This is a genomic window from Dermabacter sp., from assembly GCF_032550575.1.
GTDB lineage: Bacteria > Actinomycetota > Actinomycetes > Actinomycetales > Dermabacteraceae > Dermabacter > Dermabacter hominis.
In genome coordinates this window covers 359413-377212 of sequence record NZ_JAWFZC010000001.1, presented here as the reverse complement: position 1 = coordinate 377212, position 17800 = coordinate 359413, and the positions used below count along the sequence as shown (strand labels likewise).

Below are 17800 nucleotides of genomic sequence, written 5' to 3'. Positions count from 1 at the left end.
CTCTCGAAAACGGCCTGTCATGAGATAATCACAGGTGGGTCGCAGCGCCCGGTCGACGCGACACCAGCTCCCGGCTGCATCAACGTTCACGCTCATGCCGCGCATGGCACCCGAACGATGTCAGTGCCTGGCGCTACGGTGAGAGCAACCCGTAGAAACAACTTAAGACGCGCCCCAGGCGCAGGAGACGAACCACATGGCACCGACCACCAAAGAAGGACAGCGCGCCGAACTGCACAAGACGATCTGGCGCATCGCGAACGACCTGCGCGGCTCCGTCGACGGCTGGGACTTCAAGTCCTACGTCCTCGGCATGCTGTTCTACCGGTTCATCTCCGAGAACCTCACCGCCTACATCAACAAGAGCGAACGCGAAGCAGGCGACCAGGCCTTCGATTACGCGAAGCTCGGCGACGCACAGGCCGAGTTCGGCCGCAAGGAGACGGTCGAGGAGAAGGGCTTCTACATCCTCCCGTCCGAGCTGTTCCAGAACGTCCGAGGGCGCGCCGCGAACGACGCGAACCTCAACGAGACCCTCGCTCGCGTGTTCAAGAACATCGAGGGCTCTGCCGTTGGCACCGACGCCGAGGACGACCTCAAGGGTCTGTTCGACGATCTCGACGTCAACAGTTCCAAGCTCGGTGGCACTGTCGCCAAGCGCAACGAGAAACTCGTGAAGCTGCTGGATGCGATTGGCGACCTGCCGCTGGGGAACTTCGAGGACAACTCGATCGACCTGTTCGGTGACGCCTACGAGTACCTCATGCAGATGTACGCGTCGCAGGCGGGCAAGTCCGGTGGCGAGTACTACACGCCCCAGGAAGTGTCCGAGCTTCTCGCCCGTATCACCGTGGTCGGTAAGACCCAGGTGAACAAGGTCTACGACCCGGCCGTGGGATCGGGCTCGCTGCTGCTGAAGTTCGCGAAAGTCCTCGGCAAAGAGAATGTGCGGCAGGGCTTCTATGGTCAGGAGATCAACCTGACGACCTACAACCTCGCCAGGATCAACATGTTCCTGCACGACGTGAACTACGAGAAGTTCAACCTCGCCCACGGTGACACCCTCACCGACCCCGCGCATTGGGACGATGAGCCGTTCGAAGCGATCGTTTCCAACCCGCCCTACTCGATCAAGTGGGACGGTGACGCGAACCCTCTGCTGATCAACGACCCGCGCTTCGCACCGGCCGGTGTGCTCGCACCGAAGTCGAAGGCTGACCTCGCTTTCACGATGCATATCCTGTCGTGGCTCGCCGTCAACGGCACCGCCGCGATCGTCGAGTTCCCTGGCGTGCTCTACCGCGGCGGCGCGGAGCGGAAGATCCGCAAATACCTCATCGACAACAACTACGTCGACACCGTCATCCAGCTCCCACCGGACCTGTTCTTCGGCACCACAATCGCGACTTGCATCATCGTGCTCAAGAAATCCAAGACCGACAACTCCGTGCTCTTCATCGAGGCATCCGCTGAGTTCAAACGTGTCGGCAACAGGAACAAGCTCACCGAAGCCAACCAGCAGCACATTCTCGACACCTTCACCGCACGCGAGAGCGTTGACTACGTCGCCAAGCTCGTGCCGAACGAAGACGTCGCGGCCAACGACTACAACATCGCCGTTTCCTCATATGTCGAGCAAGAAGACACCCGCGAAGTCATCGACATAGCCGAGCTGAACGCCGAGATTACCCGCATCGTCGCCCGCCAGCAAGAACTCCGAGCATCCATCGACGCGATCGTCGCTGACCTGGAGGGCACGAAGTGAGCCGGATCGATGAACTGATTCATGAGCTATGCCCAAACGGGGTCGAGTTCAAGACTCTAGGTAAGGTCGGCGAGTTCATTCGAGGTAATGGCTTACAGAAGGCTGATCTTCGTGAGGAGGGCGTTCCTGCGGTCCACTACGGCCAGATCCACACGCACTACGGCGTGTGGACAACCGTGACGAAGTCGTTCACTGACGGGGAGATCGCCGCGAAGCTACGTCACGCCCGACCGGGCGACCTGCTTATCGCGACGACCAGTGAAGACGACGATGCAGTCGCGAAAGCTACGGCGTGGCTCGGCCATACCGACGTTGTTCTGAGCGGGGACGCATACATCTACCGGCACGACCTGGATCCAAAGTACGTGTCGTACTTCTTCCAGTCGACTTCATTCCAAGATCAGAAGCGCAGGTTTATCTCCGGCACGAAGGTTCGCCGGGTCTCGGGCGGTTCATTGGCGAAGATCCAAATCCCCGTTCCGCCTCTCGAGGTGCAGCGGGAGATCGTGCGAGTATTGGATCAGTTCACTCAGCTGGAAGCGGAGCTGGAAGCGGAGCTGGAAGCGGAGCTGGAAGCCCGCCGCCGCCAGTACGAGCACTACAAGCAATCTGCGCTTCACTTCGATTCAGAGGTCATGGAAGAACCCCTGGGAGACCTTGTCGAAGTTCTCCAAGGCTTTGCATTTAAGAGCTCTAGGTACGTTGATTCGGGCATCAGAATTGTCCGGATCTCTGACGTCCAGAAGGGCATCATGTCGGATAAAGACCTCAAGTTCTATCCTGAAAGCTCAAGCTCGGATTTTGCCCGCTACTTATTGTCCGAGGGTGATTTGGTGATGTCGCTCTCAGGCAGCGTTGGTCGCGTAGCTATCCTCTCCGAAAGCGACCTACCAGCAGCATTAAACCAGCGTGTCGCGTGCCTCAGACCAAAATCAAATAACGTCCTTACTCGGTATCTGTTTCATCTCTTGAATACTGATCGTTTTGAGCAAAGCGCCATCGCTTCTACTAGCGGCGGCACAGTCAAGAACATCTCAGCCGGATGGCTCAAAGATGTTCGAATACCCTTGCCGTCGCTGGAGGAACAAGAACGAATTGTGTCCATTCTGGATAAGTTTGATGCGCTTGTGAACGACCTCAACGTCGGTCTTTCTGCTGAGCTTGCTGCGCGGAGGAAGCAGTACGAGTACTACCGTGACGAACTGTTGACTTTCAAGGAGTTGGCGGCGTGAGTGACTTGACTCCACGAAAGTATGATCCGATCGCCGTGTCGTCGGAGAGCACGGTTGTTGCCGAGTACATCCCCGACGCGGCGGGTGCTGGTTCGTATCAGTCGGAGGCGGAGCTTGAACGTGAATTGATTCGGCTGCTTGAGTCGCAGGCGTTCGAGTATCTGCCGATCACGTCGGAGTCGCAGCTTGTCGCGAACCTGCGTGCTCAGCTTGAAGCTCTGAACTCGGTGACGTTCTCTGACGCGGAGTGGGAGCAGTTCTTCTCGGAGCGGATCGCGGGTGCGAACGATGGCATCGTTGAGAAGACGGTGCGGATCCAGGAGGATCACGTTCAGTTGTTGAAGCGTGACGACGGTTCCGTGAAGAACATTCTCCTGATCGATAAGCAAAACATTCACAACAACCGCCTGCAGGTCATCAACCAGTACGAGATCGGCCAGGGCGACGGCGGTTCTGCTCGATCGAATCGCTATGACGTGACGGTGCTGGTGAACGGTCTGCCGATGGTGCACATCGAGCTGAAGCGTCGCGGCGTCGACATCCGTGAGGCGTTCAACCAGATCGATCGGTACCAGCGCGACAGTTTCTGGGCAGGCTCTGGGCTTTTCGAGTATGTGCAGTTGTTCGTGATCTCGAACGGCACGCTGACGAAGTATTACTCGAACACTACGCGTCGTCAGCATTTAAGTGAGGCGGCTGGCTCTAAGCGGGTGCGGAAGACGTCGAACTCGTTTGAGTTCACGTCGTGGTGGGCGGATGCGCAGAACAAGCCGATCCAGGATCTGTCGGCGTTTGCGAAGACGTTTTTCGCGAAGCATTCTCTGCTGAACATCCTGACGAAGTACTGCGTGCTCACGGCTGACCGGATGCTGCTGGTGATGCGTCCGTATCAGATCATGGCGACTGAGCGGATTCTGCAGAAGATTGATACTTCTACGAACTGCAAGACCCTCGGCACTGTTGCCGCGGGCGGGTACGTCTGGCATACCACCGGCTCCGGCAAGACCCTGACCTCGTTCAAGGCGGCGCAGCTCGCGTCGAAGTTACCGAGCGTAGACAAGGTGCTGTTCGTTGTGGACCGTAAGGATCTCGACTATCAGACGATGCGGGAATATGACCGGTTCGAGAAGGGCGCAGCGAACTCCAACACCTCGACCGCGGTGTTGAAGAAGCAGCTCGAAGATCCGGGTGCGCGGATCATCATCACGACGATCCAGAAGCTTTCGACGTTCATCGCGGCGAATAAGGGGCATGCAATTTACGACGGGCATGTGGTGATCATTTTCGACGAGTGCCACCGTTCGCAGTTCGGCGACATGCATACCGCGATCACGAAGGCGTTCAAACGCTACAATCTCTTTGGCTTCACGGGCACGCCGATCTTCTCAGCCAACTCCGGCAGTGGCGGGAACCCGCAGCTGAAGACCACCGAGCAGGCGTTCGGCGAGAAGCTGCACACCTACACGATCGTCGATGCGATCACCGACAAAAACGTGCTTCCCTTCCGCATCGACTACGTCAATACCATCAAGGTCGGCAACGTCGTCGACAAGCAGGTCTCGGCGATTGACACCGAGAAAGCACTGCTCGCCCCGGAGCGGATCAGCCAGATCGTGAAGTACACGCTCGAGCACTTCGACCAGAAGACCAAGCGTGCCGAGCACTACACGCTCGGGGAGCGGCGCGTGCGTGGTTTCAACGCGCTGTTCGCGACCGCGTCCATCGACGCCGCCCGAACGTACTACAACCACTTCCAGTTGCAGCAAGAACGCCTTCCATCAGACAAGCGACTGAAGGTCGGTCTCATCTACTCCTATGGTGCAAACGACGCCGTCGAAGATGGTGCGCTTGACGAAGAGGGCTTCGACACCGGTGCGTTGAATATGGATGCGCGGTCGTTCCTGGAGGATGCGATCCAGGACTATAACGACATGTACGGCACTTCGTTCGATACGTCCGCTGACCGGTTCCAGAACTACTACAAAGATCTCTCGCTCAAGTTGAAGCGGCGCGAGATCGACCTCGTCGTCGTCGTGAACATGTTCCTCACCGGCTTCGACGCGACCACGCTGAACACTCTGTTCGTCGATAAGAACCTGCGCGCACACGGGCTGATCCAGGCGTACTCGCGTACGAACCGCATCCTGAACTCCGTCAAGACATATGGCAATGTCGTTTCCTTCCGCGACCTCGAAGAAGAGACGAATGACGCGATCGCGCTGTTCGGCAACAAAGACGCCCGCGGTGTTGTACTGCTCAAACCGTACGGCGAGTACTACAACGACTACGCAGAGAAAGTTCATGAACTCCTGACCGACTTCCCTCTGGGACAGCCGATCACCGGTGAAGCTGCTCAGAAGGAGTTCATTGCTCTCTTCGGTGCGATCCTACGTCTGCAGAACATCCTCACCTCGTTCGACGAGTTCACCGGCAACGCGATCCTCACCGACCGCCAAGGCCAGGACTACCGCAGCATCTACCTCGACCTGTATGCGGAGTTCCGCAAGGACAAGGACGCCGATAAGGAGCAGATCAACGACGACGTGGTCTTCGAGATCGAGCTGATCAAGCAGGTCGAGATCAACGTCGATTACATCCTCATGCTCGTTCAGAAGTACCGCGACGAACGCGGCGATGGTGACGACAAGGAGATCCGTGCCGAGATCTCCCGCGCCGTGGACGCCAGCCCGACCCTGCGCAACAAGAAAGACCTCATCGAAGACTTCGTCGATTCCCTCTCCGTGGACGGTGAGATCGACCAGGAATGGCGCGCGTTCATCGCAGCCAAACGCGAAGCTGAACTCGACACAATCATCACCGAGGAGAACCTCCGCGCAGACGAGACCCGCGTCTTCGTCGAAACTGCATTCCGCGACGGTCAGATTCGCACCAGCGGCACCGCGATTACGAAGGTACTACCGCCAGTGTCACGATTCTCTGCCGACGGCGGCCACGGCCAGAAGAAGCAACGCGTGATCCAGAAGCTCGGAGCGTTCTTCGAGCGATTCTTCGGGCTGAGCGCCGGGGGCGCCGACTGATGCTGAAGCGAATCGAATGGATGAGGAACTGTGGATTCTTCGAGAACTACCGCTGGGACACGGCGTTGCCCGACTTTGCCCGTATCAACGTTATCTATGGCCCGAACGGCACGGGAAAAACTTCGCTAGCTGGTGCATTTGACGGACTGCGAAACGCGGAGGACGCTGAAGGTTTCAAACGTCTATCCGTCTCGATTGATGACGGCGTCATACGAACAACAGATGGAAGCGACCACGCTCTCTTCGATCGAATCCACGTCTTCAGCGAGCATTACGTTGCACGAAGTCACAACTTCACCGCTGGAAACGCTGATATGCCTGCCGTTCTCACCATCGGAGAGAAACCCGCCGACGCAGAGCGGAAGCTCGAAAAGCTTCGGGAAGAACTGGCGAACAAAAATAAGGAACGCGAACACCAAACGAAGATCGAGCGCGACGCTAACCAGGCCATCAATACTGCTTACAGCACCGTGTCACAGCAAGTCGTTGACGCCGCAAGTAGAGCCGGTGGTCGATGGCACTCGCGTAGCAACTTCAGCGCTGGTACGGTGCGTAACGCCTTCGCAGGATCTCACGCCGCCTGGAGATTACTCACTGAGCAGGAGCTGCAGAACAATATCGGAGTCGTTAACTCCGACAAAGCCGATGCGATACCCGAGAATCTGCTTACGGTTGCCGCGCCTGATGGGCTGCGGCAACGTCTGGCGACTGCGCTTTCCACAACCCCAACGACCATCATCCTCGACACGTTGGAAGCCCATCCAGATGCGACGAGTTGGGTCGATGAAGGACGGTATCTCCACGGCGGCGTCGAGACCTGCATCTTCTGTGGCGCTCCGCTTTCTGACGAGCGGCGCACCCTCATTGACCAGCACTTCTCTGATGCCGTTCAGCGTCTGCAGTCGGATCTCCACTCCGCGATCACTGACCTTCGAGCAGTAACAACGTCGGTAGACGCTGCGATTGCAGGTCTCCCAAGCAAGGGTCTCTTCTTCGAGGACCTCCGGCCACGCTACGACGAGGCGAACACCGAGGTTCGGACGGAACTGACAGCCCTCAAGTCCTGGGCGACCGAAGTACTGGCAAGAGCCGAGACGAAACTAAGTAACGTCCTGATTCCAGTAGATTCGGCCGTTGCTGAGCCACCAACAGTGTCGGCGACGGCGATGCTCGGGCTCAGAACTGTGCACAACGACCGTGCCAGCCAGCACGACCAACTGGTCCAGGCGGCAGCACAGGCAATCGAGCTGCACTACCTGAAGGCGTCGGAGTCGAGCGTCAGCGACAACTCCGCCAAAGCCGCTGCAGCCAAAGCTGAGGGCAAAGCTCTCGATGAGACCATCGCTGACATTCGTTCCAACATCACCTCTCTCGAAACCGTCGACGGTGACCCGATGCCGAGTGCGAAGGTTCTCACTGACGAGGTGACACGACTGCTCGGTCGCAACGAGCTCAAGTTTGAACTGGGAGACGGACGTTATCGAGTCACCCGTGACGGGCAGCCTGCGCAGGGACTCAGTCTCGGCGAGCGAACCGCTATCACGCTGATTCACTTCCTGGAGCAAGTCGCCAAGTTCGACTCGTCCAAGGGGAAGCCCATTGTGATCATCGACGACCCCGTCTCCAGCCTCGATAGCGACATCTTCATGGGGGTCTCCGCTTATATCTGGACCGAAACGATCGTGAAGGATCACGTCGCCCAGCTGTTCCTGCTCACGCATAATTTCGAGCTTTTCCGGCAGTGGGATATCCAGATCGAGGCGCTTCATAGAAGCGGCAAGATGGAGGACGGCCGCAAGTTCAAGGAGGTCTATCCAACCAATTTCTACGAGATTCGCTCACGGCATCTAACGCAAGGCGGCACGACGAAGCGGCGTCCGGCGCTTACAAAGTGGCCTCCCTCAGAGCGTGAACGCAAGATGATTCGTTCGACCTATCATCATGCGTTCATGGCTCTGGCTGATGCGCGGCTCCAGCTCGCCGAAGACGATTCCACGGAGAACCGGCTTGACGCTCAGTTGCTATTTCCGAACGTCATTCGGCGCGTGCTCGAGACTTTTCTAGCGTTCAAGCATCCTGAGTGGGTTGGAAACCTAAACAGTGCGATGCGCAAGTCTGCTGAGTTGCTTCGGGCATCTGGATATCAAGGTGATGCTGACGCCTTACGACTTCGACTCATCAGGTACTCGCACGCGTATTCTCACAGCGAGTCCCCTGCGACAGATATCACTGTTAGTCCGGATGAAGTTGCAACCGCGATTTCTTCGGTTTTTGAATTTATGCGCTGTCTTGACGCCGATCATTTCATTGGCCTGTGCGAGGTGGCGGACATCGATCCGGAGTCCTTGCTTCCACCCACTTCCGAAGATGTCGATGCTGCAAGTAGTCCGGTGGGAGCGTTTGAAGTATGAGTAATCCGATGTTCATCGGTCAGCTATTCAAAACGCTTCGAGTCGATCACGAGGACCAGACAGTTCATTTTCAGACACGGGGCGGTCAGATCGGCCGTGTCTCAAATTTAAACGGAACTGACAAGATCGAACCTGGCGACTTGCTCATCGTTGGGCAAAACGGCTGGGAAATTGCGCCTAGTGATCTCTGGCACGATTCGGGCCAGATCGGTGCGGTGCGACGAGTTATGGATGACGGCTCCATCATTGTTGACAGCGGAGTCGGATTCCAGCGCGTCAAGAATACGCGCAAAGTGATTGTCAAACCCGGCAACATGGTGGAGTACAACGACGCCCAAGGCGTGCTGGAAGTGGTCTCTGAGCGCCCTATCAAAAGCGGGATTATCGGGGACGACACTGAGAACGTTGAGTCCGAGTACCTCCGCGACAACGCAACCGAAGGTCCAACCTTTGAGGACTTTGGCGGATACCCGGACGTAGTGGCTCGGGCCAAAGAGCTCATTGAAACCCAGCTCGAGCGTCGAGAGCAACTCGATAAGATCGGCGCCCGCCCGGTCAAGGGCGTCCTGTTTACGGGGCAACCAGGCACTGGCAAGACGCATCTTGCGCGAATCATCGCCAGGGAATCCAAGGCAGACTTCTACTTGATTAGCGGCCCATCGATCATCAGTAAGTGGCTCGGAGACACTGAGGGCACGCTACGAAGAATCTTCGAGGCTGCCGCGAGTAGCGAGAGCGGTCGGGCGATCATCTTCTTCGATGAGATCGATAGCATCGCCGAGAAGCGAACTGGCGACTCACACGAGGCCTCTAAGCGACTGGTAGCCCAGCTCCTCACCCTGATGGACGGCTTCGACAACAAGGGCAAGAGCGTGATCGTCATCGCCGCTACAAACCGGGTCGACACACTTGACCCCGCGTTGACTCGACCTGGTCGATTCGATTGGGAGATTGAGTTTGGTCTCCCTTCCCTCGCGGATCGGTATGAGATTCTCAAGGTCGCAGGTGCTCACCTCAAGACCGCGCCGGTTATGCCGTTGGAAGATATTGCCAGGCTCACCCACGGTTGGTCGGCCGCTGAGCTGACGTTCATTTGGACAGAAGCGGCCCTCGTCGCTGCTGGCGACTCCCGAAGTGAGATCGCCCCCGAGGACGTAGCGCAGGCGTTTGAGCGGATCGCTTTGCGGCCTCGTCGATCTGTCATGGCGGAGGTAGCGGCATGAGTGCGGCATCGTGGTGGCAGCGTTTGTTTCGCAGGAAGCCCGCCGTCGTACCCAACCAAACTACGGCTGATCCGAAACGCCCAGATCTTCGCGAGTTCATCTATCTCGACGAAGTAAGTCTCTTGAGTCTCTTGTCCTCGCAGAAGGGCGAGGTGACGGATTCAAAGTCTGAGCAGGCCAGCGAGGGTAGCGAAGCATCGATTGACGCGACGGCAGGTGTCAGTCCTGGGGTGATCGCCAAGGCTGAGATCACCTCGCGCTATCAGACGAACAACAGCAGCACGATCCAGACGTCCCGCAAGGCCACTGCCCAGTCCCGATTTCGCGAGCTGCATTCTATTGATGGACTCCGAATCGTCGAACCCATTGTCGTTGGTACCCCCGCAAAAGACATCGAGAGTCTCAAGAAGATTGACACGCTCTCCGAGCTTGCCTCTGAAGCAGAACTGCACCGCGGAAAACTGGTTGAACTACGTGTAAAGCTCGCCGCTGATCCGGTGTTTCACCTCGGCACGATCGTCTCTGAGTTCACGTCAATGGCCGAAGACTATCCAGAAATGTTCGCCGCCGAGGGCGGACTTGCAACCCTGCAGGAAGTTCAGCCGATCAACAAGATCTTGAAAAGGCTACTTGCGGGATTGGTGCCGATCCGAGCGGTCGCAGTCGACTACGTTGTTGTGGAGATCGACGAGGTCAAGTACGTCGCACACAAGCAGCTCATCGAAGGGCTCAAGCTCAAGAATCAGCCGCTAGAGATCGTTGGGGTGACCGAACAAGAAGCCTATTGGAAAGATCTACGTCGAGTCCTTTTCTCGGAAGCCGAGTTCACCGTGCTCGCACGAATCTCTCAATCCGGTCTTCAGGAATCTTGGACACCAGTAAAACTTGCTGACTTGTTCACAGACGTCACACCGGATCTCGTGGAGCAGATCAATGCTGCTGGACGTGTCCCGTTCAGCCGTGCATTTTCCAAGCTGGTCGAGAGTGCGTCCGATGCGAAGCTCGCCGCCGCACTGACGCACTACGTCGATTCACTTCTTCATGAACTCTCTCGGTCGCTAGAACCTGACCAGGAGGAAGCCGTCGCTCAACGCATCGCGGAGCTGAAGTCGCGTTCAGCGACCGTGTCAGATCAAACGAGCGCCTTCTCGTTGATCACGAGCTTCGTGCTCGAGTCGGTCGGTGGGGAACTCGACTCGGCGCGCGCGCTGGAGCTTCGAACTGCGGCTCGCGAAGCTGTCGGGCTCTCGCTCTTCCCGGCCTCAAGCTCGCTCAGTCATGCCGCGCCGACGGCTCCAGAACCTAAAGGAGGCGATGAGCCATTGCTGCTAGACGTGGAGTTCGTCGCGATCTACTGGTAGTAAGCTATTCCTTGAATCGAAAACTATCGAACCCGTTCATGCACGTCCCGCGTCCGTACGTTCTTCTTACGCAACTGGGCGAGCACGGTGCTGGCGTTCACACCGAACTGTTCACCGACCCTTGCTAGCGACAGCCCAGATTCATAGAGCCGAACCATCTCGTCGATCTGTTCAGCGGTCGGTGAAGTGCGTCGGAGGACGACGCCTTGCCGCTTCAGGGCAGCACTGATCGTCACTCGATGACAGCCGTACTCGGCGGCGAGCTCGTAGACCGTCTTCCCTGCTTCATAGGCTTTGACGATCTCGCCGAACTTCTCGTCTGAGAGTCGCGGCTGCGTCGTGCGCTTACGGCGTCCCTTCTCCTGCCGAAGCTCGCGGGCTTGTTCGGTTGAGAGGTGATGGTGTGCCTTCCGTAGTTCGTTTGCATGCGAGGAGAACAGTCCCACGTCGAACTAAAACCCCAGGTTGCCGGTACAGGCGCCTGGGGTTTTTCTTTGGCCGCGGACCGACTTCCTCTGGGTGAGACGCGCAGCACACTGTGCGCTTTCCTCGCTAGGCTTGCTCCATGACTGAGACAGCATCAATTTTTTATGACCTGACACAGTTCGTCGCGGAGCCGCGTTTTTCGGGCCTGGCGCTTTCTCCCGCAGGGGACCGCCTCATTGCGGTACGCACCGAACTCAATCAGAAGAAAAACGCGTACGTGAGTGCTCTGTGGGAGCTTCCGTGCGGAGAAGGCGACACCCGCAAGCCACGCCGCCTCACGCGCGGCCTCGAAGGGGAGGCCCTCGCGGGCATCACCAATGAGGGCGACATTCTCTTCACGGCAAAGCGTGAGACGGGCGATGACGACAGCGAACAGCGCCTCTTTCTGCTTCCGAACGGCGGGGGAGAGGCCCGCGTCGTCGCTAAGCGGCACTCGGGCTTTGCCGGACTCAGCATCGCGCGCGAAAACGGTCACATCGCGCTCGTGAGCGGGGTGCATCCTCACGCGAAGGACGCCGAAGACGACGCTCGCATCGCGAAAGAGCGCGAAGACAAGAAATTTACGGGCATCCTCCACACCGGCTATCCCGTGCGGGCATGGGATCACGACCTTGGCCCTACCGTGAGCCAGATCTTCGTTGCCGAGCCGCTCGATACCGAGGACGGCGACGCCCAACTCGAGCTTCGCCAGCTCACCCACTTTGCCCCTCATGAACGGGTCTCGGGTGCCCAGATTAGTTCCGACGGTCGCTTCATTTACGCGACGCTGAATCGCACGGTGCGCGGGATCAACTCTTTCAGTACCGTGGTGAAGATCGACGTTGAGTCCGGATCCGTCACGACACTTGCCGAAGAAGACGGCATCCATCACATGCTCGAAGCGGTGAGCCCCGCGGGGGATTACCTCCTCCTTGCCCGTGAGCAGGCGGTGAGCCGAACGGTGCCGCTGAAGCTCGAGTACTCGATCTACAACCTTGAAACCGGCGAGCGCACTGTGACGGCGACGAATTTCTCCGACTGGATTGGCTGTGTCGCGATCACGCCTTGTGGCAAAAACATTTACTTTACGGCCGATCATGAAGGCCGCGGCGGAATCTTCAAGCTCGATACTGAGGAAGGAACCGTCGGGCTCCTCACCGAAGGGAAGTTCCACTACTCCCACCTCGCCCTTGATGAGCGAAGCGGAACCCTTGTGGCGCTTCAGGACGCCATCGACCAGCCGCCTCTTCCCGTGCGTCTCGATCCCGACACGCGCGAGGTGAGCCGCATCGATGCTCGTCTTGAGGCTCCCGAGGTGCCCGGCGATCTCACGGAATTCAGCATTGAAGCCGAGGATGGCACGAGCGTGCGCTCGTGGCTGTGCATGCCGAAGGACGCGAGTGAAACAAACCCTGCGCCGCTTCTTTTGTGGATTCACGGTGGCCCCTTCGGCTCGTGGAACAGCTGGAGTTGGCGCTGGAACCCGTGGACGGCCGTCGCCCGTGGCTACGCGGTGCTCCTTCCCGACCCCGCCATCTCGACCGGGTACGGCCAAGGCATGATCGACCGCGGTTGGGACCAGCTCGGCGGAAGCCCGTTCGACGACATCATGCGGGCCACGAAGGCAGCACTCGAACGCCCCGAGATTGACGAAAGTAAGAAGGCCGCGCTTGGCGGATCCTACGGCGGCTACATGGCGAACTGGGTAGCGGGCCACACGGGAGACTTCTTCGACTGCATCGTCACGCATGCGTCCCTGTGGAATATCGACCAGTTCCGCCACACGACCGACGCTGGCCAGCACTGGGGTGCCCACATCGATGATGCTCATGTGGCCGAATACAACCCCGCTGATTCAGTGGGGGAGATTGTCGCGCCCATGCTCGTGATCCACGGCGATAAGGATTACCGCGTTCCGATCGGAGAGGGTCTGCGTCTCTGGTACGAGCTGCTTGAGGCCTCGGGCAAGAGCCCCGAGGAGAACCCTCACAGGTTCCTCTACTTCCCGAATGAGAATCACTGGGTGCTGACGCCGAACAACGCGTTCACGTGGTACTCGACTGTCCTCGCGTTCGTGGACCGCCACGTCAAAGGGGTAGAGACCGACTACCCAGACCTGCTCGGTTAGCGCGATACCCGCTGCGCGGCTCGGCGGTTCCTAGGGTGCCGTCGGGCCGCGTTTTTCCTGCTGCAAGCGGAGCGATTCAACCAACACTCGCCGCTGCGTAACCGTGCGTTTACCGGGTGGGGCAAAGATGGGGGTGCGTGAAATTTTCCCCGGCGCGCGTGAACGATCCTGCATCTCTTAGAAAGTCAAAGACGTGAAGCGTACCTCCTCAATCTTCGCGGCAAGTGCCCTCGTGTGCTCGCTCGGCCTCGGCCTTGCTATCCCCGCTCTCGCCGAGGGCGACGAGAACGTCGAAAGCCCCTTCGCACGCACCGCGACTTACCCGGTGTATATGAATGCCCCCGAGGGGGTTGATCCCGCGGATGAAACCGTCGCCGAAATTTCGACCGTGAGTGAAGACGGCAACACCCTCATCTACACCGACGCTGCAGGTAAGCGCATCGGGTTCCTCGACATCACCGACCCGAACGCCCCCAAGGGAGCTGGCAGCGTTTCGCTCGCCGAGCTTGGCCACGCCGATGACCAGCCCACCTCGGTTGCCGTCGCCGGAGATTACGTGCTCGTCGTGATCGATGAGACCGGCGGCGACTTTGAGCATCCGAAGGGGCGCGTCGACGTACTCAAGGTCAGCACGCGAGAAAAGGTCGCCTCGATCGACCTCGAAGGCCAGCCCGACTCGATCGCTATCAACAAGGATGGCTCGATTGCCGCAATTGCGATCGAGAACCAGCGCGATGAAGAACGCACGGACGTCGAGGGCGGTTTGCCGCAAATGCCTACGGGCTTCGTGCAAACACTCAAGCTCGATGGCGACCCCTCGACCTGGACGACCGTCCCCGTGCGCTTCACAGACAGCAACGGTGAGGTTCTCGACATCGTGAAGAAGGCCGGCCTCGACACGCCCGAGGACCTCGAGCCCGAGTACGTGTCGATCAACTCGAAGAACGAGCTCGCCGTCACGCTCCAGGAGAACAACGGCGTCGCGATTATCGATCTCAACACGAACGAGATCACGAGCGTGTTCACCGCCGGCACGGTGAACCTCGACGGCATCGACGTGAAGAAGGACGGCGATATCCAGCCGACCGAATCGCTCACTAGAATTCCGCGCGAACCCGACGCGATTGCGTGGATCGATGACGAGCACGTTGCCACCGCGAACGAAGGCGACTGGAAGGGCGGCTCGCGAGGCTGGACCGTCTTCGACACCAAGGGCGCCGTCGTGTGGGATGCCGGCAATTCGATCGAGGAAATCGCGAACAAGTACGGTCTGCACAACGAAAAGCGCGCTGGCAAAAAGGGTCCCGAGATTGAAGGGCTCGCCGTGGCTGAAATCGAAGGCGTCCGCTACGCCTTCGTCGCCTCGGAGCGCTCCAACTTCGTTGCGGTCTACAACGTGGAGAACCCGGCCGCACCCACCTTCGAGCAGTTGCTGTTCACAACGAACGGCCCCGAAGGAATTCTGCCCATCCCCGGCCGTAATCTTCTCGCCGTCTCGAGCGAGACCGACGACGCCTCCGCTCGTGTGCGCAGTGCCGTGAACCTCTACAAGCTCGGTGCCGATGCCCCCGAAACCGCCCAGCCGAGCATCGTCTCTGCGAAATCCGAAGACGGCCACGCGGTTCCGTGGACGGCGCTCGGTTCTCTCGCCGCGAGCAAGTCCGACGCTTCCACGCTTTACGCAGCGTCTGACGCGGCACTCGATGTCCCCTATGTCTACACGATCGACGCGTCGAAAGAACCTGCTCTCATCACCGAGCGCCGCGCCGTCAAGCGCGATGGCGCAGTCGCCGAAGGTCTCGACATCGAGGGGCTCAGCCAGCGCGAAGACGGCGGCTTCTGGCTTGCCTCCGAAGGCAAGACGGGCGACAAAAACCGCATCGTGCGCACCGATGCCGACCTCAATATCCAGGAAGAAATCGCACTTCCCGAGGACGTTTCCGCGCACATTGGCAAGTGGGGTCTCGAGGGCATCGACGCACGCATCAACGAGAAGGGCGAAGAAGAGGTCTTCGTCGCGATCCAACGCCCGCTGTGGAAAGACCCGAGTGCGAAGCCTCTCGAGGCCCAGGAGGGAAACGTCGCACGCATCGGTCGCTACAACACCACGACCAAAGCATGGAACTGGTACACGGTCGAGCTCACCGCGACCGACACGAAGGGCGACTGGATGGGCTTTTCTGAGCTCACCATCGTCGGCGATACCCTCGTGCTCATCGAACGCGATAAGCTCAACGGCCCCGACGCCGAGGTGAAGCAGCTCGTTCAGGTAGCGCTTCCCAGCGAAGACGAAGTCGCAGCCGCGAACGGCGCGCCGATCGCGCTCGATAAGGGCAAGGTCCTCGACGTTCTGCCGAAGCTGCGTGCAACCAACGGCTGGACCCAGGAGAAGTTCGAAGGCTTCACCGTCGCAAAGGACGGCTCGATGTACGCCGTCACCGATAATGACGGCCTCGATGACGCAACTGGCGAGACGGTATTCCTCCGCCTCGGCAAGGTCGGTGACGCCTTCGATGTCGCCTCCGATGAAGGCGAACAGCCGTCGGAAGACCTCCCTGCCGATCCCGCCGATGACGAAACAGGCGAGGATGAGGGCGCGGGTGAAGCACCTGAGAAGCCTGCCCCCGCGCCTGCCGATGGGCCGTCGAACTCGGTCGAAGCGCCAGCGAAGGCTGATGAGCCCTCCCATCTGACAAATCAAGGAAAGAAGAAGGCCCACGTGCCGCTTCCGCGTACAGGCGTTGAAGGCAGCGCCTACCTCGTGACCGCGCTCGGAGCTCTCGTGCTGCTCGGCGTTGGCGGAACGCTCGTCGCTCGCTCCGTACGCAAGCGCTAAGCGGTCTTTCCCGCGAACACGAGGGCCGGCGATCTCCCCGGGGAGGCCGCCGGCCCTTTCACGGCTCAGAACGCGGTCGTTACTGCTGTGCCGCCTGTCGAATGAGCGTATTGACCATCTCGAAACTCTTCTCAAAGGCGTTAAGCGGCAAAAACTCGAACACCGAGTGAAAATTATGCGCGCCCGTGAAGAAGTTCGGCGTGAAGATTCCCTGACGCGAAAGCCACGAACCGTCCGTGCCGCCGCGCATCGACAGGTGGATCGGCTCGATGCCGAGCTGTGCCATTGCCTTCACAATGTTGTCGGTTGCGACCGCGTTCTCTTCTGTTTTCGCGTCCTCGATGTTTCCGTACACATCTTCAATGTCGACGGTGACCTTCGCGCGAGGATGCGCCTGCGACACGCGCGCCGCACTATCGCGGATACGCTGCTTCTTTTCTTCGTAGCCCGCACGGTCGTGGTCCCGCACAGCGATACCGATGTGCGCCGTGGTCTGATTCCCCTCGACCGCGTTCACCCAAATGTAGGACTCGCGGCCCTCCGTGCACTCCGGGGTCTCCCGCCGGTCGAACTGCGCAATGATGTCGTGCGCGATCAAAATGGGGTTAACCAAGTTCCCCTTCGAGTTCATGGGGTGAGCGGAAACACCAACGATGTCGATTCTTACGCTCGCCGCGTTGAAGGTCGACTCCACAACCTCCCCAAGCTCGCACGAATCGAGCGTGAACGCGTACTCGACGGGGAAGCGCGCGAGGTCCATCGTCCGCACGCCCCGCAAGCCAATCTCCTCGTCCGGCACGAAGCTCAGGTACACGTCGCCGTGGGGAACCGTCGGATCCTGCAGCAGACGCACCGCTGCCTCCATGACCGACGTGACCCCCGCCTTATCGTCCGCGCCGAGAACGCTCGTACCGTCCGTCACGAGGATCCTCTCTCCCGTGTAGCGGGCGATCTCGGGGTGCTCACTCTCGCGCATCCAGACGTCGTTTGCCTCATTGAGGCACACATCCCCGCCGCCGTACTCGATCACGCGGGCTTTCACGTCCGGGGAAAGATTCACATCGACCGTGTCGAGGTGGGTGCAAAAACCAATCGCGGGGGCCGCGGCATCCCCGGGAAGGTTCGAGGGAACCTTGGCGGTGAGCACGCACGTGTCGCTGAGGTGAATCGCCTCGGCCCCTGCCTCCTCGAGTTCGCTCTTGAGTAAACGCGCAAGCTTCCACTGCCCCTCACTTGTGGGAACGGTTGTCGAAGACGCATCGGACTGGCTCGAAATCGCCGAGTACCGCAGGAAACGCTCAGCGAGGGCATCTTGGATTGGGCTAGACGCCACGGTGATCA

10 protein-coding genes are annotated in these 17800 nt (G+C 59.2%); 8 read left to right on the top strand and 2 right to left on the bottom strand.

Annotated features, from left to right (window positions below; genetic code table 11):
• The first annotated feature begins 196 nt into the window (after positions 1–196).
• From E6X30_RS01710 to E6X30_RS01685, 6 genes are read left to right on the top strand one after another with little or no spacing between them, the layout of a single operon-like run.
• Positions 197–1765 (top strand): type I restriction-modification system subunit M, encoded by a 1569-nt coding sequence (locus E6X30_RS01710; protein ID WP_316335606.1) that lies wholly within the window; start codon positions 197–199, stop codon positions 1763–1765.
• A complete protein-coding gene (locus tag E6X30_RS01705; RefSeq protein WP_316335605.1) occupies positions 1762–2997 on the top strand; it encodes a restriction endonuclease subunit S in 1236 nt (411 codons plus the stop codon). The genes E6X30_RS01710 and E6X30_RS01705 overlap by 4 nt, the downstream gene beginning before the upstream one ends.
• Complete coding sequence (locus E6X30_RS01700) at positions 2994–6035, top strand: type I restriction endonuclease subunit R (protein ID WP_316335604.1); 3042 nt, start codon at positions 2994–2996, stop codon at positions 6033–6035. Before E6X30_RS01705 ends, E6X30_RS01700 begins: the two co-directional genes overlap by 4 nt.
• Positions 6035–8446: an AAA family ATPase gene (locus tag E6X30_RS01695; RefSeq protein WP_316335603.1), complete on the top strand. Its 2412-nt coding sequence runs from the start codon at positions 6035–6037 to the stop codon at positions 8444–8446. Before E6X30_RS01700 ends, E6X30_RS01695 begins: the two co-directional genes overlap by 1 nt.
• Entirely contained in the window at positions 8443–9669 is a 1227-nt protein-coding gene (locus tag E6X30_RS01690) for an AAA family ATPase (protein WP_316335602.1), read from the top strand. Before E6X30_RS01695 ends, E6X30_RS01690 begins: the two co-directional genes overlap by 4 nt.
• Complete coding sequence (locus E6X30_RS01685) at positions 9666–11030, top strand: hypothetical protein (protein ID WP_316335601.1); 1365 nt, start codon at positions 9666–9668, stop codon at positions 11028–11030. Before E6X30_RS01690 ends, E6X30_RS01685 begins: the two co-directional genes overlap by 4 nt.
• Positions 11031–11053: 23 nt before the next feature.
• On the opposite strand, the gene E6X30_RS01680 is transcribed toward E6X30_RS01685, so the two are convergent.
• Positions 11054–11476, bottom strand: coding sequence for a hypothetical protein (locus E6X30_RS01680; protein ID WP_316335600.1), 423 nt, complete (start codon positions 11474–11476; stop codon positions 11054–11056).
• A 119-nt stretch (positions 11477–11595) separates the two neighbouring features.
• On the opposite strand from E6X30_RS01680, the gene E6X30_RS01675 reads away from it, so the two are divergent.
• Both E6X30_RS01675 and E6X30_RS01670 read left to right on the top strand, forming a co-directional pair.
• A complete protein-coding gene (locus E6X30_RS01675) occupies positions 11596–13623 on the top strand; it encodes a prolyl oligopeptidase family serine peptidase (protein WP_316335599.1) in 2028 nt (675 codons plus the stop codon).
• A 193-nt stretch (positions 13624–13816) separates the two neighbouring features.
• The gene (locus tag E6X30_RS01670; RefSeq protein ID WP_316335598.1) at positions 13817–16459 is read left to right on the top strand and encodes an esterase-like activity of phytase family protein; all 2643 of its coding nucleotides are present in this window, start codon (positions 13817–13819) and stop codon (positions 16457–16459) included.
• 79 nt (positions 16460–16538) lie between these two features.
• Here the strand turns inward: E6X30_RS01670 and pepT are convergent, their stop codons facing one another.
• Complete coding sequence (gene pepT / locus E6X30_RS01665; RefSeq protein WP_396334960.1) at positions 16539–17792, bottom strand: peptidase T; 1254 nt, start codon at positions 17790–17792, stop codon at positions 16539–16541.
• Positions 17793–17800 lie beyond the last annotated feature (8 nt).